This is a genomic window from Stieleria marina, assembly GCA_007741555.1.
Taxonomy (GTDB): domain Bacteria; phylum Planctomycetota; class Planctomycetia; order Pirellulales; family Pirellulaceae; genus K23-9.
Window position 1 is genome coordinate 3,659,996 of record CP036526.1, and the last position, 23,522, is coordinate 3,683,517.

General features: G+C 54.0%; 14 protein-coding genes, 27 tRNA genes and 1 pseudogene. 40 read left to right on the forward strand and 2 right to left on the reverse strand.

Annotated features, from left to right (window positions below):
* Positions 1-552 precede the first annotated feature (552 nt).
* The 3 genes from K239x_RS12855 (at position 553) to K239x_RS12865 (ending at position 3,110) form a co-directional block, all read left to right on the forward strand.
* Positions 553-1,644 carry a nitrilase-related carbon-nitrogen hydrolase gene (locus K239x_RS12855; protein ID WP_419189999.1) on the forward strand — a complete coding sequence of 364 codons (1,092 nt, stop codon included), beginning with the start codon at positions 553-555 and terminating at the stop codon, positions 1,642-1,644.
* 69 nt (positions 1,645-1,713) lie between these two features.
* Positions 1,714-2,646 carry a hypothetical protein gene (locus K239x_RS12860; RefSeq protein WP_145418489.1) on the forward strand — a complete coding sequence of 311 codons (933 nt, stop codon included), beginning with the start codon at positions 1,714-1,716 and terminating at the stop codon, positions 2,644-2,646.
* A gap of 14 nt (positions 2,647-2,660) precedes the next feature.
* Complete coding sequence (locus tag K239x_RS12865; RefSeq protein WP_145418490.1) at positions 2,661-3,110, forward strand: hypothetical protein; 450 nt, start codon at positions 2,661-2,663, stop codon at positions 3,108-3,110.
* A 91-nt stretch (positions 3,111-3,201) separates the two neighbouring features.
* On the opposite strand, the gene K239x_RS12870 is transcribed toward K239x_RS12865, so the two are convergent.
* A complete protein-coding gene (locus tag K239x_RS12870) occupies positions 3,202-3,936 on the reverse strand; it encodes a hypothetical protein (protein ID WP_145418491.1) in 735 nt (244 codons plus the stop codon).
* Between the two features lie 225 nt (positions 3,937-4,161).
* Positions 4,162-4,283 (reverse strand): annotated as a pseudogene (locus K239x_RS12875) (CoA-binding protein); the annotation flags it as partial.
* Between the two features lie 403 nt (positions 4,284-4,686).
* Between K239x_RS12875 and K239x_RS12880 the strand changes: the two are divergent.
* The 37 genes from K239x_RS12880 (at position 4,687) to K239x_RS13030 (ending at position 23,519) form a co-directional block, all read left to right on the forward strand.
* Positions 4,687-4,758, forward strand: a tRNA-Phe gene (locus K239x_RS12880).
* A gap of 58 nt (positions 4,759-4,816) precedes the next feature.
* Positions 4,817-4,889 (forward strand) — tRNA-Pro (locus K239x_RS12885).
* A 277-nt stretch (positions 4,890-5,166) separates the two neighbouring features.
* Positions 5,167-5,239: transfer RNA gene (locus K239x_RS12895), tRNA-Ile, on the forward strand.
* Positions 5,240-5,279: 40 nt separating this feature from the next.
* Positions 5,280-5,352 (forward strand) — tRNA-Lys (locus tag K239x_RS12900).
* Between the two features lie 20 nt (positions 5,353-5,372).
* Positions 5,373-5,443: transfer RNA gene (locus K239x_RS12905), tRNA-Thr, on the forward strand.
* 54 nt (positions 5,444-5,497) lie between these two features.
* A tRNA-Gly gene (locus K239x_RS12910) sits at positions 5,498-5,568 on the forward strand.
* An 8-nt stretch (positions 5,569-5,576) separates the two neighbouring features.
* Positions 5,577-5,648 (forward strand) — tRNA-Asn (locus tag K239x_RS12915).
* An 85-nt stretch (positions 5,649-5,733) separates the two neighbouring features.
* Positions 5,734-5,805: transfer RNA gene (locus K239x_RS12920), tRNA-Gly, on the forward strand.
* Positions 5,806-5,914: 109 nt separating this feature from the next.
* Positions 5,915-5,989, forward strand: a tRNA-Gln gene (locus K239x_RS12925).
* A gap of 95 nt (positions 5,990-6,084) precedes the next feature.
* Positions 6,085-6,157 (forward strand) — tRNA-Asp (locus K239x_RS28540).
* A gap of 113 nt (positions 6,158-6,270) precedes the next feature.
* A tRNA-Glu gene (locus K239x_RS12930) sits at positions 6,271-6,345 on the forward strand.
* Positions 6,346-6,366: 21 nt separating this feature from the next.
* Positions 6,367-6,450 (forward strand) — tRNA-Ser (locus tag K239x_RS28545).
* Positions 6,451-6,568: 118 nt separating this feature from the next.
* Positions 6,569-6,639, forward strand: a tRNA-Trp gene (locus K239x_RS12935).
* A gap of 6 nt (positions 6,640-6,645) precedes the next feature.
* Positions 6,646-6,717, forward strand: a tRNA-Val gene (locus tag K239x_RS12940).
* Positions 6,718-6,767: 50 nt separating this feature from the next.
* Positions 6,768-7,037 (forward strand): hypothetical protein, encoded by a 270-nt coding sequence (locus K239x_RS12945; RefSeq protein WP_419190000.1) that lies wholly within the window; start codon positions 6,768-6,770, stop codon positions 7,035-7,037.
* A 64-nt stretch (positions 7,038-7,101) separates the two neighbouring features.
* Positions 7,102-7,175: transfer RNA gene (locus K239x_RS12950), tRNA-Leu, on the forward strand.
* Positions 7,176-7,268: 93 nt separating this feature from the next.
* A tRNA-Ala gene (locus K239x_RS12955) sits at positions 7,269-7,339 on the forward strand.
* A gap of 16 nt (positions 7,340-7,355) precedes the next feature.
* A tRNA-Leu gene (locus K239x_RS12960) sits at positions 7,356-7,427 on the forward strand.
* A 12-nt stretch (positions 7,428-7,439) separates the two neighbouring features.
* Positions 7,440-7,513, forward strand: a tRNA-Leu gene (locus K239x_RS12965).
* 13 nt (positions 7,514-7,526) lie between these two features.
* Positions 7,527-7,610, forward strand: a tRNA-Leu gene (locus K239x_RS12970).
* Between the two features lie 173 nt (positions 7,611-7,783).
* Positions 7,784-7,859: transfer RNA gene (locus K239x_RS12975), tRNA-Leu, on the forward strand.
* A gap of 10 nt (positions 7,860-7,869) precedes the next feature.
* Positions 7,870-7,942: transfer RNA gene (locus K239x_RS12980), tRNA-Val, on the forward strand.
* A gap of 191 nt (positions 7,943-8,133) precedes the next feature.
* Positions 8,134-8,219, forward strand: a tRNA-Ser gene (locus tag K239x_RS28550).
* 14 nt (positions 8,220-8,233) lie between these two features.
* A tRNA-Arg gene (locus K239x_RS12985) sits at positions 8,234-8,305 on the forward strand.
* An 18-nt stretch (positions 8,306-8,323) separates the two neighbouring features.
* Positions 8,324-8,397, forward strand: a tRNA-Thr gene (locus tag K239x_RS28555).
* A 25-nt stretch (positions 8,398-8,422) separates the two neighbouring features.
* Positions 8,423-8,494, forward strand: a tRNA-Arg gene (locus K239x_RS28560).
* 164 nt (positions 8,495-8,658) lie between these two features.
* The gene (locus tag K239x_RS12990; protein WP_419190001.1) at positions 8,659-9,516 is read left to right on the forward strand and encodes a slipin family protein; all 858 of its coding nucleotides are present in this window, start codon (positions 8,659-8,661) and stop codon (positions 9,514-9,516) included.
* 99 nt (positions 9,517-9,615) lie between these two features.
* Positions 9,616-9,688: transfer RNA gene (locus tag K239x_RS28565), tRNA-Arg, on the forward strand.
* Between the two features lie 95 nt (positions 9,689-9,783).
* Positions 9,784-9,948 (forward strand): SEC-C metal-binding domain-containing protein, encoded by a 165-nt coding sequence (locus K239x_RS12995; RefSeq protein WP_011123265.1) that lies wholly within the window; start codon positions 9,784-9,786, stop codon positions 9,946-9,948.
* Between the two features lie 75 nt (positions 9,949-10,023).
* Positions 10,024-10,094, forward strand: a tRNA-Cys gene (locus K239x_RS28570).
* A gap of 1,279 nt (positions 10,095-11,373) precedes the next feature.
* The gene (locus K239x_RS13000; protein WP_145418493.1) at positions 11,374-11,745 is read left to right on the forward strand and encodes a hypothetical protein; all 372 of its coding nucleotides are present in this window, start codon (positions 11,374-11,376) and stop codon (positions 11,743-11,745) included.
* A gap of 622 nt (positions 11,746-12,367) precedes the next feature.
* A complete protein-coding gene (locus tag K239x_RS13005; RefSeq protein WP_145418494.1) occupies positions 12,368-14,026 on the forward strand; it encodes a TROVE domain-containing protein in 1,659 nt (552 codons plus the stop codon).
* Between the two features lie 369 nt (positions 14,027-14,395).
* The gene (gene hsdR, locus K239x_RS13010; protein ID WP_145418495.1) at positions 14,396-17,803 is read left to right on the forward strand and encodes a type I restriction-modification system endonuclease; all 3,408 of its coding nucleotides are present in this window, start codon (positions 14,396-14,398) and stop codon (positions 17,801-17,803) included.
* Between the two features lie 100 nt (positions 17,804-17,903).
* Entirely contained in the window at positions 17,904-19,400 is a 1,497-nt protein-coding gene (locus tag K239x_RS13015; protein WP_145418496.1) for a class I SAM-dependent DNA methyltransferase, read from the forward strand.
* Positions 19,397-21,163: a restriction endonuclease subunit S gene (locus tag K239x_RS13020; RefSeq protein WP_145418497.1), complete on the forward strand. Its 1,767-nt coding sequence runs from the start codon at positions 19,397-19,399 to the stop codon at positions 21,161-21,163. The genes K239x_RS13015 and K239x_RS13020 overlap by 4 nt, the downstream gene beginning before the upstream one ends.
* Entirely contained in the window at positions 21,160-22,716 is a 1,557-nt protein-coding gene (locus K239x_RS13025; protein WP_145418498.1) for an AAA family ATPase, read from the forward strand. Before K239x_RS13020 ends, K239x_RS13025 begins: the two co-directional genes overlap by 4 nt.
* A 104-nt stretch (positions 22,717-22,820) precedes the next feature.
* Positions 22,821-23,519, forward strand: a complete 699-nt coding sequence (locus K239x_RS13030; RefSeq protein ID WP_145418499.1) for a hypothetical protein — start codon at positions 22,821-22,823, stop codon at positions 23,517-23,519.
* Positions 23,520-23,522 lie beyond the last annotated feature (3 nt).

Genomic DNA, 23,522 nt, shown 5'->3' on the forward strand with positions numbered 1-23,522 from the left:
GGTTCGTATCAACAGGTCCAACGCTCGTTTGCAGTCAAGTAATTCGGATTCGATGGAGCGAAGGCGTTCGGCAAATAGGTGCAAGTGGGCAGCATTGGTATGGCTTGGGAAGAATCAAGAGACTCACTGATTGAGGTACTTCGTAATTCGCTCGAAGACCTCGTCGCGATGCATTGCAATCTTGGTGTGTACTTCGATACCGACGCGAGTGGTGTTGGGGTGCGACATCTTCAGGATTTTTTGGGTCAAGAGGGACTGACCTGCGATCCACTTGATTGCGTACCAGCAGAGCCGCACAGAATTCGTGAGTTGCATTCTCAGCTTGTTAATCAACCAGGGCCTCGGGAACGGTTTGACCCCAACGCCGCAAGATTGTTGAAGGCAGTCGATCGGCAACTTCTTGAGTTAAAAACTACGTCAGCAGCATTGGTCGAGCTTGTTGTGGTTGCGTACGACGGGCAACACTATGTTCTCCAGCGCCGGAACGATTATCTGGGCAACCTTGGAGGGCCATATTTGACGATGGCGATTGAACGCCGTGCCGCATCCATCATGCCTCTGACGCCCTGTTTCAAATCAGTGCGTCGGTCGTTCGCCGAACATGAAATTAACGTTGACTTTATTGATCTTCCGCCGCAGATCAAACCTTCGCTCGACGAGATTGCTCAGCCAGAGGGCGACGAATTCCGCGTACTCCTGTGGCCTTGTGCCGGTGTTCCGTTTTGTCACCGAGGGCTCGCGAGTGAAGACTTGCCTGGCAATGAGTATTGCCTTGACGAAATCGACTGCGAGGAAGAACTGCAAGCCAATCTATCGCTCGCGATCGCTGAGTGTCGACGATTGCGGGCCAGCGTATTAGTGCTTCCTGAACTGTCGATGACACCCGCTGCTGAGAAAATGTTCGCTGAAACGCTTCGCTCAAATCAAGGAGACGAGCGTTGGCCGATTCTTACGGTTGCCGGGTTGACCCATCGAAGGGCTAATCCTGATTGTGATGATGCGGATGGCAAGCCGTTTTATCTGAATGAATCGGTCATGTTCGGCCCAAGGGGCGAGGAATTGATGCGGCATCGCAAGCTGACCCGGTTTGCGACTGGTCACGAGATTAGGATTTTTGAAAGAGATTTTCCTAATGGAGTTGCCGAACGCATTTTGCGACGCGATTCCACTCAACCGGCTCGGCTTCAGACAATGGAAACGCCGATTGGTGTACTTTCTCAAGTGATTTGCCTCGACTTGCTTGAAAACGATGTGCATGACGCGGTTGCTCGGTCAGCCGCCGCGACCATCTTCGTGCCGTCGCTAAGCAATAAGACGACGACCCACGCCAATCGTGCGCGTGAACTAATGACCTCTACTGGAGCGTCAGTGTTTGTGTCGAATCGCGCCCTAGAACCCACTTGGTCAACGGTGGATGAATGTTGGCAGGTCGATCTTGAGGCCGAGATAAAAAACCTGAGAGGACTCATTGGCGTGCCGGAAGCAGACGGCCTGCTGGTTTTGGAGCCTCACCTGCTAGGTAGAGGTGCGTCCTTTTTCCTGGTCCCGCGGTATCGGCTCAACCAAGTTTACCGGCTTGTTCCTTGCGGTCGTCGCGACGCAAAAGACCGGAAATTGCTATTTACACCTGATCCGTCGGGTTGATACCGGCGTAAGCTAGACTAGACTTTGGCTCAATAAAACCTAAAATGGAAGCAACGGGGAGACAATAAAATGTCAATCAACGTGATCGGATGGGACCGGATGGCTTCCGCCGAATTGCTCAAGCAATTTCGCGGTTGCTTACCCCTTCTCGAGACAGAGCGTCGAGCATCGCTTATCGTTGATACGATTGCTCAACGCCTCATCTATATGCTACGGACAGCGTCGCGCAAGCAGCTCGCAACCGAGGCCAAGACTTTCTTTCGTCTTTCTGAATTGGCGGAAGATGCTTCGGTCAATCAAACGTCGCTTGGTTCGATCAGTGACGCGGCAATGCTGTTCGGCCGAGCGTTGTCGCTTGCAGTAGACAATCACGATGATGCTTCCATTGAATCTACACTGGCGAGCTACGACAAACGATCCAAAGCCTTTTTCGAGATCATGCTCGAATCGGGATCGGAGCCTCTGCGCCGAACTGACTTGAAACGCAGGTTCAATGACCACCCAGACGATCTAGCGATTAGTGAGTCTCAGTTGTCGCACATGTTGCGAGATTTTGACAATGCGAATCTCATCTTTCGCTCTAGGGTGACAGGTGGGAAGCAAGTGGTCGTCGGTCTAACCCCTCAGGGGCGCGAAATAGCTGAGCAGAAAGCAGCACCGAGTTGGCAACCCATTTTGCGACAATTTCTAGATATTGGGTTCGACGCCAACGATGTTGCGCCACTGTATGAAATGCTTTGCGATTCTGGATTCCCAAAGGATGAGGTGCTGCTTGAAGTACTTCGGCTCGCGGCAGTTCGTTCAACCGCTCGACAGGCTGCCAATGACGAACCAAGCGACGATGATACAGGTTGGCGATATCAAGATGCAGCATGGCAACCACCTATCAATCTGTTGCAGAGCCTTCGAGTTGATTCAGATGCTTGGAGCAGCGATTTTCGTGAGCCGTTTTCAAATGCTCGAAGTCATCGTCACAATTCAGGCAAAACAATTTCAATTTAGTGAAGGGTACGATAATGTCCGAACGAGAAAGCCATCTTAGGCAACTCAGCGAACTGCTGGGGGATAGAGATTCCGCTGATTCAAAGAATTCAACGCGAGAACTCGCACGCTTAGCAGCACTTCTTCAAGATCGTGAAAGCAAAAAAACGCGATTTCGCACCCGTGAAGACATGCTCAAACGGCTTCGTCAGCTTCGCGAGTCTTACATTGCAGCACAAGACTTCAGTGAGGGTGATATCGTAGTTTGGAAGGATGGAATGAAGAACAGAAGTTATCCAGACTACAACGAGCCCGTCATCGTTATGGAAATATTAGGGGAGCCACGCGTGGCCGACCACGATTCTGGAACACCCTACTACCACGAGGAACTTACGGTCAAACTTGGCTGGCTTGATTCAGACGATGAGCTTGTCTGTTTTCACTACGACGGAAACAGGTTTAAGAAAGCAGACGACACAGAGTAACGCAAGTGTTGAGATCAACGTCGAGATCGCTGATTATCGAACAATTCATTTTGGGTTGGGATCTCTCTTTCGCCGTTTGTTCTTTTTCTGCTTAGGAGAAGCAGGCGCGTAGTTGCCAAGCAGGCGTTAAGCTTGAACCGGGGAGAACGCCACCAATTTGCTTCCGACCTGTGTCCATCGCGATGAATGACTTTCGGAACGGTTCTGGGTCGATCGCTTCGACAATCTTGTGAGCGTGATCGCTGGAGACCTGTGCGACGCTATTGATCGCGCTGGCTAGTCGATCGGGAGCCAACGACTTGGCTTTCGCGATGAATCGTTCGTCGATGATTCGATCCAGCAGGTCGAAGCTGATGTCACGGTCGATCTTGGACAGGCTGCTGAGAGCGACGAGAACTTTTTCTATTTGCTCGGATCGCAACTTTGCTTCGAGTCGTGAGAACGTCAGTGGGCGGAAGAGTCGCTTGGCGACACTTCTGTCGATCCGATTCGCTGCTCGTAGACCGTTGGAGATCTCTTCAAAACGACAACGCTTTTGACTCGCGATCACAGGAAAGCGATTCTCGGCTTCCCGAAGCAACGTTATGGTTGTCTTTCCGAGTTTGCGTTTCGATCGACCTTCCACACCGTGGATTTTGGCGATCGCTGCAAATAGTTCGCCGAGGCTCGACTCGCTCTTGACCATTTTGACTAACGTGTCAGAGTTGAGACGATCAAGAATGGCACTTGAGAGTTTTGGACTTACCGTGCGAACCTCAGAGAGATAATGGCCCAGATTACGCAGGCTGACTTCGCGATAAGAATCGGCAATATCCGCAGGCTTCATCTGCCTCGCAATCCACTCCGCCTGCTTCTTGTCGACGTTCTGGATTTCCCTTAGCGAACGCCCCAGAGAATCGACGCTGCAAACTTGGAACTCTCGTGCCGGACCAACGGAAGGCTGCTCGGCAGTTTCGTGATTTGTCGCGTGATGATTTGGTGACGCTGTTTACTTCGCCTTGGCGTGAGTGACGAATAACCATTTTCATGTGTTCCGCAGTCGCTCCATCAGATACGTCTCGCGGTCGGCGGCTAGGAGGGCCTTAAAGACCTTGAAACGTACTTGTGCGTACGGGCCGAGGCACCAGCGACGGCGTAGGTTTTCGCAGCGAGAAAAGTTTCGATTGAGTTCATTAAGGCGAGTATCTTTTGAGTTTCTCAGCGTTTGGTGAAATAGAATCGCGGTCTCGCGCATCTCTATTTTTGTGAAAGCGAGATTTTGAGCGAACCATCGTGACGCGAGCGCGTCTATCTCCCTGAACTACAAGTCACATTCACAGACGAGCGAGTAACGAGCTTTCTGATGTTAACGAAAATTCAATCCAGTCGACTCGAACAGATACACGAAGGCAATCTCTTCGGCGCCAGCAATCAATACTGCGCGTTGAATACAGATAATGCCCCGGCGTATCCGCGTCTGATGTGACACTCGCTTTCATTAGCGAACGACTTCTTCATGAAGGCTCGGTGTCACCAAGATATCGAGCCTTTTTTCGTGTCCGCATTGCAGCGGGCAACCCCATAACGAACCCAATTTGGGCTGGTAGCTGAGACGGTCTAGCGGCGGTTTGAAGAACCGCAGACGAGGATTCGAGCGCCTCCCGGCCCACTGACAAGGAAGATATGCGCCGACGGAATCGTCCGCGGCGATTGAAGCAACAGAACATCGGATACAGGTGCAGATGGAAGCACGTCCGCTTTGGGAGCGGAAGGGTCTCGGTTCGACTCCGAGGTGTCCGACTTTTTGAAACGACAACATGGTAGTCGAGGGCTGGTCGCCCAAATCCGCCTGATACGCGGGTCGCGCTGAGTTCGATCCTCGGGGCTACCACTTACGACCAACGACACAAAAAAGGACCCAACATGCTGCCTGCACCGCGATTGAAACGCATAGCCGCGATTGAAAAAGCGGGGCTGTGGTGTAACTGGCAGCATGACGGACTTCGGGCACCGACGCGCAGCGTTGGTCGTCGTGTAGGTGAGGGTTCAACTCCCTTCGGCCCCATTGGCTACGCATCGGCGTGTAGCTCAGGGGTGAGAGCGGCGTCCTTATAAGGCGACGGTCGCGGGTTCAATTCCCGCCACGCCGACTGAAACGAAACAACGACGACGCCGAGAACAACAACACATGGGATTGTGGCAGACAAGGTAATGCATCGGACTCTTAATCCGAGCGATGTGAGTTCGATTCTCACCGATCCCACTTGAGAACTTTTGGAACAAGCACTGATGGTCTAACGGCAAGACTCCTCCGTCGTAACGAGGTGATGCGGGTTCGATTCCGGCTCGGTGCTCTTTAGACGCTTCGGCGTTATTGATCTTTGACAATTTGGTAGTGATGCATTTTTGCGCCCATGATGTAGCGGTAGCCTGCTGCCTTGCCATGGCGGAAGTGTGGGTTCGACTCCCACTGGGCGCTTTGCAGATTCCGGTGTGGCCCAATGGTAAGGCGGCTCCCTGTTAAGGAGACGAGTGATGGTTCGAGTCCATCCGCCGGAGCTTCGCGAAGTTTGAAGGGTGAAGCGAGAAGTGTGGAATAGCTCGCTTCGTTTCACACCTCGCCCTTCAAACTTCCGCATATTTCGTGTCCTTGGCCGAGCGGCAAAGGTTCCGGGCTTCCAATCCGGCTAGGTGGGTTCGACTCCCGCAGGACACTCTTCTGTTTTGGAAAACTCTCTCCGGCGCGTAGTCGCGACGTGAGCCTTTGAAGCTCGCAGATCGGGTTCAATTCCCGGACGGAGTGCTGTTGTAATTGAAGACCAAACGCCGGAGTAGCAGTTGTTGGTCGCTGCACCTCGCTCTGAACGAGGAGTTCATTGGTTCGATTCCAGTCTCCGGTGCTGTGGCCAGATCTGGTGTTGGTTTCCAGAGACTCACTGTGAATGAGTTTGTCGCCGGTTCAATTCCGGTTGGTCACCCTCGTGCGAACATTTTCGGTGGCAATTTCCTCTGGGAAGGAAGCTTGATTGTCTATCAAGTCGCTGCGGGTTCGACTCCCGTTGCCATCGCTTTGCAAACGCCGCATTCGACTACTGGCTAGGTCGGCTGCTTCTCAGGCAGCAGGAAGGAGATCGAAACTCCTATGCGGTACTCGGCTGGCGAAGAGGCTGGCCAAAAAAACGGCGTGGTAGATTCTGATGGCAGAATCGTCTGGTTTTCATCCAGGAGTCCGCGGGTTCGATTCCCGCTCACGTCACTGCGTTTGATCACGCAATACGGAAGTCACCCGGCCGGATGAGGACACTGTCTTGAAAACAGCTGCGGCTAATTACCGTTGTGGGTTCGAGTCCCACGGCTTCCGCTTAGTTGAATGAATCATGGGAGCGTTTCCACACGGGAGGTTGTAACCCTTCTGCCTTTAATTGTGTGGTAGTCGGCGAGAGGTGCGATTCCTTGCGTTCCCACTTTTGCAAACACACACGTCTCTGGTGTAACGGTAGCACTGCTGATTCCAAACCAGTTAGTCAGGGTTCAAATCCTTGGGGACGTGCTTTTCGGTCCTGTGGTCCAACGGCGACGACACCTGTTTTACACGCAGGAAACGATGGTTCGATTCCATCCGGGACTACTGCCGGCGTCACGGTGACGCTGGCCCGCGATTAACCAAGGAGAACGACGATGTCCAGAAAGGTGAAGTACGTGCAATGTGCGATGAGACGCAGCATCGCCGGCGGATCAGTGCGAACGACATCGTACATCCCGCAACAGTTTGCGAAGGTCGGCCGCGTGCTGAGGCTGAAAGACGACAACGTCGGTTGGGTCGACGGCTGGGTGGTCGAGTGCGTCGGTGACGAGATCGTCGAAGGCGACCAGCTCCCTGATTCGCACAAAGCGATCAAGAACCATCGCAAGTCGACCGGCGACAGTACTCCGCGACTGCATGCATAGCACGTTGGCAGCCAAGGGAAGGACGCGGTCGGTCGCGTCCTTCCCAGCGGCACCAGCGACTAACGCCTAGATACGCCAACCGGCCGAGCGGCTCGCTTTAAACCCGAGTGTTTGCAGGTTCGACTCCTGCTCTGGGCACTAGCAGAAGTTTGAAGAGTGAAGGGTGAAGTTTAAAAACTCCGACGCGAACCATTTTCACTATTTACCCTTCACTCTTCTAACTTCATTCATGGGGCGCTCGTCCAACGGGAAGACGTCTGTTTTGCATGCAGAAAATCGGGGTTCGATTCCCCGGTGCTCCACTCTCTTTCGAGAAACGCTGAGGTAGGCCAACGGCGAGCCGCTTGTCTTAGGAACAAGTGCTTGCGGGTTCGACTCCCGCCCTCAGTACTTATTCAACATGCTGTGGTACGCAAACCGGCAAAGCGGCGAATTTCAAACGTTCGTGTTTGAGGGTTCGACTCCCTCCCGCAGTACTTCGATTCAAACAGCCAAGTGGTGGAACTGGTAGACACGCGACACTCAGAATGTCGTGCCCACAGCGGCGTGCGAGTTCAACTCTCGCCTTGGCTACTTTTCAACGATGCGGGTGAGCCAGGCTCATCCGGGCCTCATAAGCCTGGACCGTCGGGTGCGACCCCCGAACCCGCTACTTCAATGCGACAACAACGCGGATGGGCCAGTGCCCAGCCAGGTTTCATATGCCAGGCACGTCGGGTGCGACCCCCGGATCCGCTACTTCCGATGGTCGAGTACGCAAACAGGCAAAGCGGCAAGCATGAGAGGCCTGTGATTTTGCAGGTTCGACTCCTGTCTCGACTACTCACAAAACGATCGCGTGGTCCAGCGGCTAAGACGCCTGCGTGACAAGCAGGAGACCGATGGTTCGATTCCATCCGTGATCACTGAAGTAAACGGTCTGTAAGTGTTTCGGCAGCACGCGTCTGTGGTATGGACGAAGACCGGGTTCAATTCCCGGACGGACCTCTGAGTGATGTTTGAAACAAATGGGCTGGCATGTTCCAAGGCGGCGACTGATCCTTGCAAGATCGGTGGAAGGGTTCGATTCCCTTCTGGTCCACTCGAGATGATGTACGGAAGGCAGCCGGATACGGTTTGCCGGGCCGCACTGCTAACGCGTGCCACCTTCGGGTGATGAGGGTTCGACTCCCTCGCCTTCCGCTTGTTCGCAAAACGGCTCGATGGTGAAACGGACATCATCTCTGGCTTCTAACCAGAAGTTCCGGGTTCGATTCCTGGTCGGGCTACTGATGCGAACAAAGCCAGCCGACGTGGCTCGATGTAGAAAGGCACCGCTCTTGTAAAGCGACCCATGCTGGTGCGAACCCAGTCGTCGGCTCTTGTGACTTACTTACCAATAATATGACTCGTGGGTGTGCTGGATAGCATGACAGTCTTCGAAACTGTCGGACCAGGTTCGATTCCTGGACGGGTTACTTGCCTCGGCGGCGTCAGGAGCGAGCAACCATTTGGTTCCTGCGATCACCTCTCGGAATGAACGCTCAGAATTTCCACATCTGAAAGCTTGTTCTCCACATCGGCTCCGCTCCGAGGCTCCTTACACAACCATTGACCAACAAGCATCGAAAGGAGGTGCGATATGATGATTACAGGTGCAGGACGAGAGTTCATCATCAAGGACACGCACCGCGGCTTGTACTACGAAGACGGCAAGCTAACCAAGGTGCTCGAAGCCGGCCGGTACAAGATTCCACCGCACAAGCAGTGGTTTAAGGAACTGCCAACGGTCGAGTGCATGCTGGTCGACATCCGCGAACGCGAACTGACGATCAAGGGCCAGGAAATCCTGACCGCAGACAAGGTCGCGATTCGCGTGAGCATCCTGGTGCAGTTCCGCGTGACCGATCCGAAGGCTGCGATCCACACAGTGGACGTGTTCGAGGATCGACTTTACAGCGACGTGCAATTGGCGGCGCGTCGTTCCTTGGCGTCGATGAATCTGGAAGAAATTCTGACCAACCGAAACCGGTTGAGCGAAGACATCCTTTCGGACGTGACGGAGTCAGCGAATGGTTACGGTGTTGCGATTCGTCGAGCTGACGTGAAGGACTTGATCTTCCCAGGAAATCTGCAGGAGATCATGAATCGCGTGCTGGCGGCGGAACGACAGAGCCAAGCCCAGTTGGTTGAAGCTCGAACGCGAGCGGAGGTCGAGCAGATCGAATCCGAATCGCGAGCGGAGATCACGCGGCGAGATGCTTCGGCGAACGCAGAAGCACTTCGATTGCGAGAGCAAGCGGAAGCCGAATCGTTGCGAGCTAAGGTGGATGCGGAAACGCAAGCCTACGAGCAACGAGCGAAGGCAGCAGAAGTGCTGGAAGGACACCCAGCGCTGTTGCGATTGGCCGAGCTTGAAACGCTTCGTGATTTGGCAAAGAACGCCAACGCACGACTGTATCTCGATCTCGAAAGAGGCCGAGTCAGTCACGATGAATAATCGTCGATGACGAACGATTCGCGAAGGATGCGAACCAGACCGAGTCGATTGATGTCACTTACGCAGTGCCGGCAAGCAATGTTTGCCGGTGCTGCCTATGTTCTCGGAGTGTGCCGGAATAGCACGCGACTTTGCGAAGGTCGTAGACCAGGTTCGATTCCTGGCGAGAGCACTTGCTACCAATGAACGTCAACAACTCAAACCGGAGCAGACCAATGCGACACGATAACCAACATGACCGCGACGAAGACCTCTGCTTTCGAGCCGATGAGCAAACGTCGTAAAGGCTACCCGTCGGAAACGAAAGTCAAACGCGGAGTCCGAATCATCCAAGGCAAGCAACTCGAGGAAAAGCTCGGTCGTAACGACCTATGCCCATGTGGCAGCGGTCAGCGATTCAAACGTTGCTGCCTACGATCGGGGCGTCTGTGATGGCGTCAATCGCGACGACTACTTTTAGGGACGACGACTGAAAGAACACGCTCGCGGCAAACCCGCGAGCGACAAAACGCTGGAGCCAGATGGCTAGGCGGCCGGCTGCAACCCGGTTTAAGTGGGTTCGACTCCCACCAGCGTTTCTTGATCGACCAACTGACGAATCGGACTACATCTTTGCTAAAGGCCCGTCTGATTCACACTCCTTCGCTGGCCGATCACAACACAAAGTTCAACTGCCTGCTGGGAATACATGAGGAGCCTAAGGTAGCGATGTCGGGCGACCGGCTAGTGAACGGCGCCGGAGTCTCTTGTAGACGAAGGGGCCAGTCAACGATCAGCAACCGCTGAAACGGACGTTCTTACCCTCTCAACAACAACTTCGTTGGACTTTTACAAAACATGGCGACTGCCGGCTTGGAATCCATCCACCAATGATTGCGTCCAGTGAGTCTGGGGATCGTGGCAACACGATCGGTAGGTTCGATTCCTACACGTTAGTGATCTGAGTCATTACCTCGTCGCCATTTACAAAATACGACTGACTGCCGATTTGGAGTACATGGGCTTCTGTGGCCTACAGGCCTTGTGGGTTCGAGTCCCGCCTGCGATCGCAAGATCGTAGTGGTGGAATTGGAAGACACGCAGAATAGTTTCTCTGGTCAAACCCTCGTCAGTCGTTTTTGATACAGCGAACAACAACACATGGCGACTGCCGGTTCGGAGTACATGGGAGAGCGCGTCACGCGAGTGACGAGGTCGCGGGTTCGATTCCCGTCCACTGCGAAAGCAAGTGGTAGCTCAGACAAAAACCTCTGGTCCAGAACTTCGTCGCCATCAATGCACGATTGACTGCCTAATCGGACTACATCACCTCGGGTGTCGTGGGTTCGATTCCCACCGAAGTGAACCTTGTGTTCGCTTCGTAGCTCAGTTGGTAGAGCATCGAATCTGCCTGGTTAACAAACTTCGTCGATCGTTTTTTCAAACAACAACAATACAAGGCGACTGCCGGTTCGGAGTACATAGGTTAGAGCACGTCGTGAGAGCGACGAGGTCGCGGGTTCAAGCCCCGCCTGTCAAACGCAAGTTTGTCAGTAGCTCAGGAAAAAACCTCTGGCCATAAACTTCGTCGCCCCCAATACACGACTAACTGCCGTATCGGAGTACATCGATTCTTAATCGAAAGGTGTGGGTTCGATTCCCACCGAGCAAGCTTCGGCTCGTTCGTAGTTTAATTGGCAGAACATTTTCTCTGATCAACCACTTCGTTAGTCGCGTTTTCCACAATCGTCTCGAGAGACTGAACTATGCGTGTTTTACATTCCTGTTTCGCCATTACGACCGGCCGCGAGTAATCCAAGCTCGCGGTTCAACAGAGAACACACATGCACAATTCAATCTTCCAACAATTGCGGAAACATGAAAACCACAACCGAAAACCGATCCAAAACCGTGACCACCGTCGCGGCCAGGATCGCTGGCGAAGACATCGCCAAAGGTGACTACGTCACCATCCTCAGCGAGATCATCGAGCTTCCGTCCTACCTATGGAGCTGCTCGGGCATCTCGCAACCCATCGACGAACTCGTTCGACTTCGCTACCTGCCAAACGCAGCCGGCGAACCGCACAAAGTCGTTGCAGTTTGCTTGCCGTTCGTTTACGCGAAGCGACCCAAGGGAAACCTGATCGCTTTCGACACACGACAGCAGCAACTCGTCCGGCTCGACCGAGACAACGGCCGTTCCCTTTGGAAACAAATGGGAAAGACCACCAAGAAGAAAACGAAATAGAAAGCGCACACGATCGACTGCCGATGCGGAGTACATGCTTCAGGAGCCGGATGTCGTGGGTTCGAGTCCCACCGCCCCAACTTTCTCTCGGGAACTCAGGGGCGTAGCTCAGTGGTAGAGCGCCGTAAAACCCTCTGGTCACAACTTCGTCGATCGCGTTTTTTTGCATCACTACTTCAACATACATCGAAACACACTCGGCTGCCGGTTCGGAGTACATGGCAAATGACCGAAAGGTCTAGCGGGTTCAAGTCCCGCCCCGTCCGCTTGGAAACAAACCGGACGGGTTCTCTGACCACCACTTCGCCGAGTGCTTTTCGATTCGACAACACAAAACCATCGTGCTGCGAAACGGCCCCACTTCGTTCGGGGCGTTTCCACGCGGTGGCAAGACACACGACCCGACTGCCGGAGTGGAGTACATAAGAGTTCGATTCCCTTCGTCGCCGCTGTACATCGAGACCCAGCCGTACTGGCTGGTCAATAAACGGCGATGTGGCTCATTTGGGAGCCACCTCTGCACCAAACCTCGTCGGATCGTTTACTTCGTCGTAGCGTGGGCTTCCAGCCTGCCGCGACTGCACACGCAGGCTAACAACCTGCATTACTCAGGAGGTCAAACATGGCCAACAAGTCTCTATTCCAAAGCATCACCAGCGTCCTGCCACGAGCGACTGTCGTTAACGAAGCAGGCGGACCAGCGTACAAGATGTCAGCGAAGCACGCGCTCGCCCAAATGGCGGCGACCGGCACGTTCGGCAACGTCTACTATGCGTCCGCGCAAAACCAACTCGACGCGATGCGAAAGCTGATCGACGAGATCGACGACAACGAGTTCCTGGCAAAGCTGGCCGTCTACTCACGTGAGCGTGCTTACATGAAGGACATGCCGGCGGCGCTCTTGGTCGTACTGTCGACGCGAGACACCAAGCTCATGCACCAAGTCTTCGACCGAGTCGCGGACAACGGCCGCGTTCTGCGCACCGTTTTCCAAATGACTCGTTCAGGACAGTTTGGTCGCAAGAGCCTGTCGTCTTCGCTGCAGCGTGCGTTCCAACGTTGGCTGAACGACGCGTCTGTTGGCAAGTTGCTTTCAGCTTCGATCGGAAACGACCCAAGCCTGCGAGATATCTTGCGAATGGCACGTCCAACGCCGAAGGATGACGCACGTCGTGCGCTGTTCGGATGGCTAACCGATAAGTCAGTCGAAAAGTGGGCTCCAGCAACGGAGACCGACTTGCCGGCGACGGTTCAGTCACTGATCGCGTACCGCGGCGCCGACACGGCCGAGGCACAGACGTTGATCGCGGGCGACTTGCAGGTTCGTTGGGACTTGCTGGCCGACGCGGCCAAGGGTCCGCTCGTCTGGAAGGCAATTGCCCGACAGATGGGACCGCAAGCACTGCGTATGAACCTCAACACGCTACTGCGTCACGACGCATTCAAGAAGCCTGGAATCCTCGGATTCGCAGGAACAGACAACGCGATGATCGATTACGTGGCCAGCCAACTGGCTGACCGCGACGCGATCGCCCGCAGCCGTCAGTTCCCGTACCAGTTCCTGGCCGCTTACATAAACGCATCGGACGAGGTTCCAAGCAAGATCAAGACGGCGTTGCATGACGCTGCCGAGATCGCGTGCGGAAACGTGCCAAAGCTTCCAGGCCCAGTCATCATCGGACTCGACACGTCAGGTTCGATGGGCTGCGCTGTTACAGGCAACCGTGGTCGCGGTGGAACGTCGAAGATGCGATGCGTCGATGTTGCGGCTCTGTTCGCAGCAGCGATCCTGCGTCGCAACCCAGACAGCGTCGTGATTCCATTCGATACACAGGCTTACAAGGTCAAGGTCGATCCAAGTGATTCGATCTTGTCACTGTCAGCACGCTTGTCGAAGTACGGAGGCGGAGGAACGGACTGCTCGTTGCCATTCGTTGAAGCCAACACGCGATACGCGAAGCAAGCCTTCGCAGGTATCGTGCTGGTCAGCGACAACGAGAGCTGGATCACCTCGGGACGCCGATACGGCTACGGCCAAAACGGTTCAACAGGAGTGATGACCCAGTGGGAGAAGTTCAAGAAGACTCAGCGCGGACACGGCATCGCCGATCCAAAGCTAGTCTGTATTGACATTCAGCCCTACGGGACCAGTCAGGCACCCGAGCGAGACGACATCCTCAACATCGGCGGCTTCAGTGACGCCGTGTTCAACGTCGTCTCATCGTTCCTAGAAAACGACGCATCCCGCTTCGTCCGCGAAGTGGAGTCCGTCGAACTGTAAGTTTCTGTGCACACCACAGCGACGAACAAAAGCCGAAACGCCCGCGGAGGAGAAGTCCCCCGCGGGCGTTTTCTGTTTCTACACTGAACCGAACAACTTCACCCCGTTCCAAGTCATCGACTTGTGAATCAGGAAATGAATACGAGGATATCTTCTCTAGCGGCCAGCAGAGCTTTTGCTGGATAGGGTGGGCCTTCGTGGTGATGGCAGCCGCAGTCCGGCAGAGCTATACTATCTGCCCGTAGGAAATTGACAATCCAAATGGGGCAAGGATCTGGTCAGGGTTCCCGTCGGATTGACAGGAAAAAGCGTTGCAAGCCCCTGCACGAGACACTCTGGCTGTGATTGCCGGAGGGCTATTTAAGTTGAATGAACGATTCATCCATCACATCACCGAACTTCAGATTCCTGTCGCATCACAATGATGCGCTATTGCGGCTGGCAGCTTTTGCCGAACGCTACGTCTTTGAAGACCCGAACACGGCTCTGATCAAGATCCGGCAGTTAGCGGAAGGCCTAGCAAAGGGCGTCGCCGCCCAGGTCGGCATAGCGTTCGGACCAGAAGACACATTCCGGGACATTGAGCGGAGTCTTCGTGATCGTGGGCTCTTGGATCAATCGCTGCACCAAATCATGCGATCGGTCCGCCTTGCGGGAAACGAAGCGGTACACGAACTCGCCGGAACGCGGCGCGAGGCATTTCATAAGCTCAAGCTGGTTCGCCAACTTGCTGTTTGGTTCCACAAAACCGTAACGGGTAACACTAAGTTCAAAGCTGGCCCATTTACCCCGCCACCGAACCCTGCCGACGCGGATGAAACGCTAAAAGATGAGTTGCACCAACTCCGCGAGTCGCTCGCCAATAAGCAGGCGGAGCTTGAAGGGATTCAGCTGAAGGCGGATGAATTAGCCGCGAGGGTCGAAGAAGCGAAAGCAAAAGCCGCAGTGGCTTTCGCCAACGAACAGGCTGCGATGGAGTTGGCCGCAGAGACGGAGGAATCCGCTGCCCAGCGAATCAAAGAGTACGAACAGCTGCTCGCCGACGTTGCTCAAGAGCAAGCGAAGAAAACGCCGGCTGAACAAGAGCAGGTCGTGGCGACATCACAGAAGTCGGCCAGAGAACTTGATCTCGATGAGTTTGACACACGAAAGCTAATTGACGATCAGCTTCGCGAAGCAGGCTGGGAAGTCGACACCGCCGAGCTTCGCTACAGCAAGGGTATTCGACCGGCCAAAGGTCGTAACTTGGCAATCGCAGAATGGCCGACCGATGACGGAATCGCGGATTATGTGTTATTCGTTGGTCTCAAACCGATTGGTGTCGTAGAAGCCAAACGAAAACGCCGGAATGCGAGGTCCGCGCTCGACCAAGCCCATCGCTACGCAAAGTCGTTTGCGTCCTCAGAGGATCATCGAGATAACGGTGGTCCTTGGTGCGAATTCAAAATCCCCTTTGCTTTTTCAACCAATGGAAGTCCGTACCACCGACAACTGATTGACCAAAGCGGAATCTGGTTCCGTGATTTGCGTCTGACCACCAATCACCCGCGAGCATTGGTTGGCTGGTACACGCCTGAAGGGCTCGAAGACCTCTTGAAGCTAGATTCGGCAACTGCCGACAATCAGCTGCAGCAGGAATCCAGCGATTACCTTCCGTTGCGATACTACCAACGCGAGGCAATTCAGGCGGTAGAGAAATCCATTGCCGACGGTAAACGCGAGATACTGCTGGCGATGGCTACTGGTACCGGAAAAACGCGAACTGCCATCTGCTTGCTCTACCGCTTGGTCAAAGCGGCCAGATTCAATCGCATTTTGTTCGTCGTTGACCGTCGATCACTCGGCGAACAAGCCTTTGATTCCTTCAATGACGTCAAGCTCGAAAACCTGCAATCGTTTCCCGAGATCTACGACGTCAAACAACTTGGCGACATTACTCCTGACCGAGAGACCAAGCTTCACATCAGCACCATTCAGGCGATGGTGCACCGGATCGTCGATGGAGAAGATGAGACAAACCCGTTCCCAGTTGACCAGTACGACTGCATCGTTGTCGACGAGTGCCACCGCGGGTACATCCTCGACAAGGAGATGAACGATCAAGAGCTCACCTACCGAGACCAGTTGGATTATGTATCGAAGTACCGCCGAGTGCTCGATCACTTCGATTCCGTTCGGATCGGCCTGACCGCAACCCCTGCACTTCATACGAGTGACATTTTCGGAAAGCCAGTATACGAGTACAGCTACCGAAAGGCCGTCATTGATAAGAACCTTGTCGACCACGAACCTCCGTTCATTATCAAGACGGAGCTTTCCGAAAAGGGATTGGAATGGAAAGCTGGCGATCAAGTCAAAGTATTCGACACCTTCACCAAAAGCATCTCCACCGAGCAAACACCTGACGAAATCAAGATCGACATCGAGGGATTCAACTCCGTCGCGATCACTGAACCGTTTAACGAAGCGGTCTGCGGAGTGTTGGCTAAATACATTGACCCGTTCTTGCCCGGCAAGACGCTCATTTTCTGTGTCCGAGACTCGCATGCCGATACGGTTGTTCGACTGCTGACGGATGCCTTGGAAGATGAGCACGGATCCTTGCCTCACGACACCGTCAAGAAGATCACCGGAGATGTGGATCGCACTTCGGAGGCGATCCGGCGTTTCAAGAATGAATCGGCACCCAAGATCGTGGTCACCGTCGACTTACTGACGACTGGAATCGACGTGCCGTCAATAACGAACATCGTCTTCCTGCGATGCACTAAGAGTCGCATCTTGTTCGAGCAGATGATCGGCCGAGCAACTCGTTTGTGCGAAGACCTTCACGGCGTTGGCGAAGACAAAGAGTACTTCCATATTTATGACGCAGTGGGGATCTATGAGAAGCTGCAAAACCACACGGATATGAAGCCCGTTGTGGCGTCACCGAAAACCAGTTTTGCAAAACTGGTTGGCTATCTCGCATCTGAGTCCGATTCAGAAATTCTGGCAGACATCCAAGACCAAGTGGTGTCGAAGTTGCGTCGCAAAGCGAAGTCGATATTGCAGAAATGGCCTGATCAGTTCAGCGAATTAGCTGGTGGTGATCCGGAGTCCGTCGCTGAAACTCTTTCAGCAATGTCGCCCGAGGAGCTAAAGGCTTGGTTCGAGAGCCGCTCCATTCTTGTGACAGAGTTGGACCGGACTCGCCCTGGCGGAACGATGTTAGTTTCCGAAGAAACCGACCGAGCCTACGAAATCCAGCGCGGATACGGCAACGGGCAACGACCAGACGACTACCTAGAATCGTTTCGATCGTTTCTGGCCGAGAACATGGAAACGATTCCTGCTCTGTTGCTCGTGACCCAGCGTCCTCGGGAGCTCACGCGGAAAGATCTACTTAACCTGCAAATGCAGCTTGCCCAGAATGGTTTCTCGGAGACAACCATCAAAGCCGCCGTTCGGGACTCGACGAATCAAGATATCGCCGCGAGTATCATCGGATTCGTCCGGCATGCGATGCTAGATGAGCCATTGATCGCATATGAGGATCGCGTCGACCTTGCGATTCGCCGGATCCTGGGTTCTCAAGCGTGGCAGCCGCGACAGCGTCAATGGCTGGAGCGGATCGGCAAGCAGATCAAAGAAAACGTGGTGGTGGATCAAGATATTTTGAACAGTGGAGCCTTCAAAGACCAAGGAGGCTTCGCGCGACTCAACAAAGTTTTCGGGGGTCGCCTTGATGAACTATTGCGTCAGATCGTCGACGACGTTTGGCAAACGGCAACCTAGGTCTTCAACCGCAAAGGAACTTGTGAAAGATCCCAAGCGTTCCATCAGCGAAGTTTAACAGCTTTCCCTACGAAAACAGCAACAACAAGAAAACTCTCCTTTGAACACTACAGACATCGTCGGGAAGCTTTGGAATCTCTGTCACATCCTTCGTGACGATGGGATCACCTACCAGGAATACGTCAACGAGCTCAGTTACCTGCTGTTCCTGAAGATGATGCAGGAAACAAGCCAGGAATCCGAGTTGCCGCCAAATCAAACTTGGAGCCAATTGACGTCTCAAGAAGGCATCGAACAACTGACGTACTACCGCGCGATGTTGGTTGACCTGGGATCCAACGGTAGCGACCGCGTGAAGGGCATTTTCGCGAATGCAAATACATCGCTTCGCAAGCCTCGTAATCTTGCGAAACTCGTTCAGAGCATCGACGACCTCGACTGGTACGAAGCGACCTCGACAGATGGCGAATCGGAAGGCGACAATCTAGGTGACATGTATGAGGGCTTGCTAGAACGCAATGCAAGCGAAAAGAAATCCGGTGCGGGCCAGTACTTTACGCCCCGGCCCTTGATCGAGTGCATGGTGAACTGCGTCAAGCCACTGGTTGGCGAGGTCATCCAGGATCCCGCAGCCGGTACCGGCGGTTTTCTGATCACGGCTCACCGCTACCTACGCGAACATCAGGACTTTCCATGGGCGTTTAAGACCGAGCAGCAGGATTTTCAAAAGCGAAACGCCTATTACGCGATCGAGTTGGTGCCTGATACTCACCGACTGTTGTTGATGAACTGTTTGCTGAATGGCGTTAGCGGCCACTTGCTAAGTGATGATGCGCTCGGGTCACGCGGCCAAACGCTCCCCAAAGCGGACGTCATCCTTACCAATCCACCCTTTGGCACCAAACGCGGTGGCGGTCGTCCCACACGTGACGATTTCACGTTCGTCACGGGTAATAAGCAACTGGCGTTCCTGCAACACATCTATCGCGGGCTGAAGCCCGGCGGCCGAGCGGCAGTCGTGCTGCCGGACAACGTCCTCTTCGAGGAAGGCGTGGGCACGAAAATCCGGGCCGACCTGATGGATAAGTGCAACTTGCACACAATCCTCAGGCTCCCCACGGGCATCTTTTACGCACAGGGCGTGAAGACCAACGTGCTGTTCTTCACACGCGGCAAAATCGACACCGGTAATACCAAAAAGACGTGGGTCTATGACCTACGGACCAACATGCCCGCCTTCGGCAAGCGGACGCCGCTGACGCACGAGCACTTCAAAGAGTTCGAGAAGTGTTACGGGAAGAAGTCCGATGGCACAAGCAAGCGGACCGAACGAACCGGCGGAAAACGCTCCTGCCCAGCTATCTATGACGACGACACCGTCTACGAAGGCGAGGAAAGCCGTTTCCGCTGCTTCACGCGAGACTTCGTATCCGAGCGAGGCGACAACCTCGACATCAGTTGGCTCAAAGACGAGGACTCGACGGGATCAGCCGATCTCCCCGAGCCGGACGAGATCGCAGCGATGATCCGTGAGCGTCTGAGCGAGGCACTCTCCGAAATGGACGCCCTCACCGAGCTGCTGGAGCCGACCAAATGAGCGATCAAAAGCCCGAGGTGGGAGGGCGAAGCTCCCTCGGAGCCGCTTCCGCATCGGTGGAAGTCGCGTCGAGTGAGGGCGAGAGTGCCAGTGGAGAAGCGTTGCCGGAGGGCTGGGCTGTTTCGCCGATCGAAGATTTCGCAAAGACAGCCACTGGAGGAACGCCCAGTCGCAAACGCGATGACTACTATGGCGGCGACATTCCTTGGGTAAAGTCGGGTGATCTGACTGACGGTTTAGTCACGAAAGTCGATGAACGCATCACGCAACTTGGTCTCGACGAATCGAATGCGAAGATGTTTCCCAAAGGAGCGGTCTGCATCGCGCTCTATGGTGCCACGGTCGGCAAGCTCGGCATTCTCGAAATGGCCGCCTCGACCAACCAAGCAGTTTGTGGAATCTTTCCCGAGGAAGGAATCAATACGCGGTATGTCTTCCACTCATTGCGTAACGAGCGAGAGAACCTGATCGGCAAAGCTCAGGGCGGAGCGCAACCAAACATCAGCAACGGCATCATTAAGAAGACCGACTTGCGTGTTGCCCCCAAAGCCGAGCAGTCGCGGATTGTGTCGGCGATCGAGTCGCTTCAGGAGCGTAGTTCGCGTGCGCGGGTTTTGCTTTCGGAAGTCGGGCCGCTGATCGGTCAGCTTCGTCAGAGTGTGCTGCGCGCTGCCTTCAGCGGCCAGTTGACCGCCGACTGGCGAGCCGCAAATCCCGATGTTCAATCCGCGAAGGAGCTTGTCGAATCGCTGCCTGAACCTCCAAAGCCAAACCGAGCAAAGAAAGCCAGCATTGCAAAGATTCCCGGCGACAGTGGGCTATCAGTCGGCCTTTCCGATAAAGAACTTCCGTCAACGTGGAGCTGTACTCGACTAACTCGTATTGGACAGCTTGTCACGGGACATACGCCAAGCCGAAAGCACCCTGAGTACTGGCACGGCGACATTCCATGGATAGGAATAAAGGATGCGGGAAACAACGATGGCAAAGTGATCGAAAGTACGCTGCAGCATGTTACGCAACTCGGACTAGACAACTCTGCGTCGCGGTTGCTCCCAAAAGGAACCGTTCTGATGACGCGGACTGCAAACTCAATCGGGTATTGCGTAGTTCTCGGAAAGGATATGGCTACCAGCCAAGATTTGGTCGGCTGGATTTTCCCCAAAGAAATCAACCCTAAATACATCATGTACTTGATTCTGGGCGAGCACGACGCGCTATATCGTTTTGCGAAGGGGTCTGCGCATCCAACAGTTTACTTCCCCGAAATCCTCTCGCTTCACGTCGCGCTTCCGCCAACTGAAGAACAAGACGAAATCGTCAAACGGGTAGAGCAGGCTCTATTGCATTTGGAAACGATCGGTGCGGAAGTCGCTTCAATGGAATCGTCGCTGACCGTGCTGGACCAATCCATCCTCTCGAAAGCGTTCCGAGGCGAGTTGGTCCCGCAGGACCCGCGCGACGAACCGGCCTCCGAACTCCTCGCCCGCATCCGCACCACCCGTGCTGAGGAAGCCGCAAAGTCAAAATCGAAATCCAAACCAAAAACGAATAAGACAACCGGTGGCAAATCAGCGAAGACGTCGGCGATCATGGAAGTGTTGCAAAAGGCTGGTCAACGCATGGAGATTGATCGTGTTCGTGAGTTAGCGAAAATGAAGAGCAAAGACTTTTACTCTCAGCTGAAAGAACACGTCAAGCGAGGCGAAATCCGAGAAGATTTTGAGAGCGATGAACATTTTTTGACGGCGGCCGAATCATGAAGCTTCGACATCTGACGCTGCACGGTTTCAAGAATCTGGACGGCTTAGAAGTCGATTTCGACTCCGAGTTTGACACCTTTGTCATGTTAGGTGGGAACGGAACGGGGAAATCGAACTTGATCGAGGCGATCGTTTCGATTTTTGCAGATGTTGATCTTCGGCGTGCTCCCTCGTTCACTTATCAGCTCAGCTATGAGTGCAGAAAAGAGGACGTTCTGATTAAGGGTAAATCGGGCGATCCAGTTCCAACGGTCACGGTTTCACGATCGCAAGCAGACCTGCCAAGGGAAAACGAACGAACACCCGATTATTTGCCCGACAACATCGTCGCATACTACTCGGGACCAGGCAGCCGACTCGAAACACATTTTCTGGATCACCGGAAACGTGAGTACGAAGCGTTGCGAGACCCAGAAAAGGCGACCTACACCCCGTTCCTCTATTGCGAGCCTTGCTACAGCGATTTCCTACTGCTTGCCTGCTTCGGTGCTGGATCGTTCGACATCCGAGAGTTCGTCAGTGGCCGGATGGGCATCCGGGAAATTGAGTCGGTTTTGTTTGATATCGTCAAACCCCAGCGCGCACCCACTCGCTCCCGGGCAATTGCGAAGGCGGATGGCGACGAGCGTTTTTGGGATTCGACCGGGGAGATCGCAAACATTCTAGGTCTCCTTTCGGACAACTCGCTTGCACCCTCAAGATCGACCGAAGCGGATGAGAACGACTTTCGAGCAAACACCAAGAAAGAACATCTCTTTCTATTCCTGCAAGACCAGGACAGTCTGAAAAGAGCAGCTAGACCATTTGGCGAATCGTTCGGGTTCTTTCGACAGCTTTGTTACCTGAACACGCTAGGAATGGTGAACGACCTGACAATCAAGATCCACAGGCGTGGGCAGAAGAAGCCATTCCCGTTTGCGGATTTCAGCGAGGGCGAGCGTCAGCTAATCACCATCATCGGACTGCTGCGAATGGTCTCGGGCGGTGAAAGCCTGATCCTGTTGGACGAACCAGATACGCATTTGAATCCGAGGTGGAAGTACGACTTTCTCGATATTCTGAAACAGCACGCCGGGGACAGTTCCAGGAATCAGGTTGTGATCGCAACGCACGACCCGCTTGTGATCGGCGAGCTGCGGAAAGAACAGGTCCTCATGTTCCAGCAGGATCGAGAGACCTATCAAGTCGAAGTGCAACACCCGTTGGAAGACCCTATTGGACAGGGTGTGGCTGGGCTTTTGAAGAGCGAGATGTTCGGCTTGCCATCAACGCTTGATTCTCACACAACGCAAAAAATCCATCGTAGATACGAGCTGTATTCGATGGGTGATGAAAGGACGGAGGAACAGACGGAGGAGATGCACAAGATCATTGGTGAACTTTCTCTACTCGGTTTTGCAACGGATTACCGCGATCCCTACTACGAAAAGTTTGCAAAGGCTCTATCCCGGCGTCCGGAGTTCAAGAAGCCGCAATTGACGGCAGCCGAAAGAGAAGATCAAGAAGAGATCGCCGATGAGATTCTTGACGAGATTCTGGGAGCGGACGGTTGAGATACATACGAATAGCTGGAGAGCCGCCGCAAGAACTTGTTGACAAAGCAACGAAAGTTGCCGCTCTGCTTGAAGCAGCAGAATCCGAAGCTGATCGAAAGAAGGTGATTGACAACAACAGGAAGACCTATGGTGCGTTTAAAGAATGGCTTCTCGGTCAGTCGCATCGTAAATGCTGGTTCTCGGATACCGAAGCGCTGTTTACGTGGTTTGATGTAGAGCACTTTCGTCCCAAGAAGCTTGCCAAGCAAATGGACGGAACTGAACGGGAGGGATATTGGTGGCTTGCGTTTGACTGGAAGAATTTTCGCATCTGCGGAAATGTAGGGAACTCACAGAAGGGCAATTTCTTTCCTCTCAAAGATCCGAATCGAGCAGCTACCTCACAGAGCCGGGATGTCGACGAGGAGTTGCCAGTCTTTTTGGATCCAACCTGTCAGCACGACACAACGATTATTGAGTTCGACGAGGAAGGAGAGGCGGTAGCATCACCAGATGCGACGGCTTGGGATAAGGAACGGCTAGAGATCTCAGTGAAACAATTTCGTCTCGACTATGGACCGCTTGAGAAACGCCGCAGCGAAATTTGGCAAGAGTGCCAACGAGAGATCAATCGTTGTCAAAACGCGATCGAAAAGCAAAAGTCTACGCCAAGTCCGGTTGCAAGAGCGCAAGTGCAAAGCTGTTTTGAACGGCTGACAGAGCTTGTGCAGCCGGAAAGGCAGCTTTCATGTGTAGCGGTTTCGTGCCTCCACGCGAGCGAATTGCGTTGGGCGATGCGGATTGCAGCGTCTGGATCCTAGAAC

Excerpts from the sequence above, each read along its gene's own strand:
- K239x_RS12855 (WP_419189999.1), top strand. The coding sequence starts at position 553 with ATGCCTCTGACGCCCTGTTTCAAATCAGTGCGTCGGTCGTTCGCCGAA.
- K239x_RS12860 (WP_145418489.1), top strand. The coding sequence starts at position 1,714 with ATGTCAATCAACGTGATCGGATGGGACCGGATGGCTTCCGCCGAATTG.
- K239x_RS12865 (WP_145418490.1), top strand. The coding sequence starts at position 2,661 with ATGTCCGAACGAGAAAGCCATCTTAGGCAACTCAGCGAACTGCTGGGG.
- K239x_RS12870 (WP_145418491.1), bottom strand. The coding sequence starts at position 3,936 with ATGAAGCCTGCGGATATTGCCGATTCTTATCGCGAAGTCAGCCTGCGT.
- K239x_RS12945 (WP_419190000.1), top strand. The coding sequence starts at position 6,768 with ATGTCCAGAAAGGTGAAGTACGTGCAATGTGCGATGAGACGCAGCATC.
- K239x_RS12990 (WP_419190001.1), top strand. The coding sequence starts at position 8,659 with ATGATGATTACAGGTGCAGGACGAGAGTTCATCATCAAGGACACGCAC.
- K239x_RS12995 (WP_011123265.1), top strand. The coding sequence starts at position 9,784 with ATGAGCAAACGTCGTAAAGGCTACCCGTCGGAAACGAAAGTCAAACGC.
- K239x_RS13000 (WP_145418493.1), top strand. The coding sequence starts at position 11,374 with ATGAAAACCACAACCGAAAACCGATCCAAAACCGTGACCACCGTCGCG.
- K239x_RS13005 (WP_145418494.1), top strand. The coding sequence starts at position 12,368 with ATGGCCAACAAGTCTCTATTCCAAAGCATCACCAGCGTCCTGCCACGA.
- hsdR (WP_145418495.1), top strand. The coding sequence starts at position 14,396 with ATGAACGATTCATCCATCACATCACCGAACTTCAGATTCCTGTCGCAT.
- K239x_RS13020 (WP_145418497.1), top strand. The coding sequence starts at position 19,397 with ATGAGCGATCAAAAGCCCGAGGTGGGAGGGCGAAGCTCCCTCGGAGCC.
- K239x_RS13025 (WP_145418498.1), top strand. The coding sequence starts at position 21,160 with ATGAAGCTTCGACATCTGACGCTGCACGGTTTCAAGAATCTGGACGGC.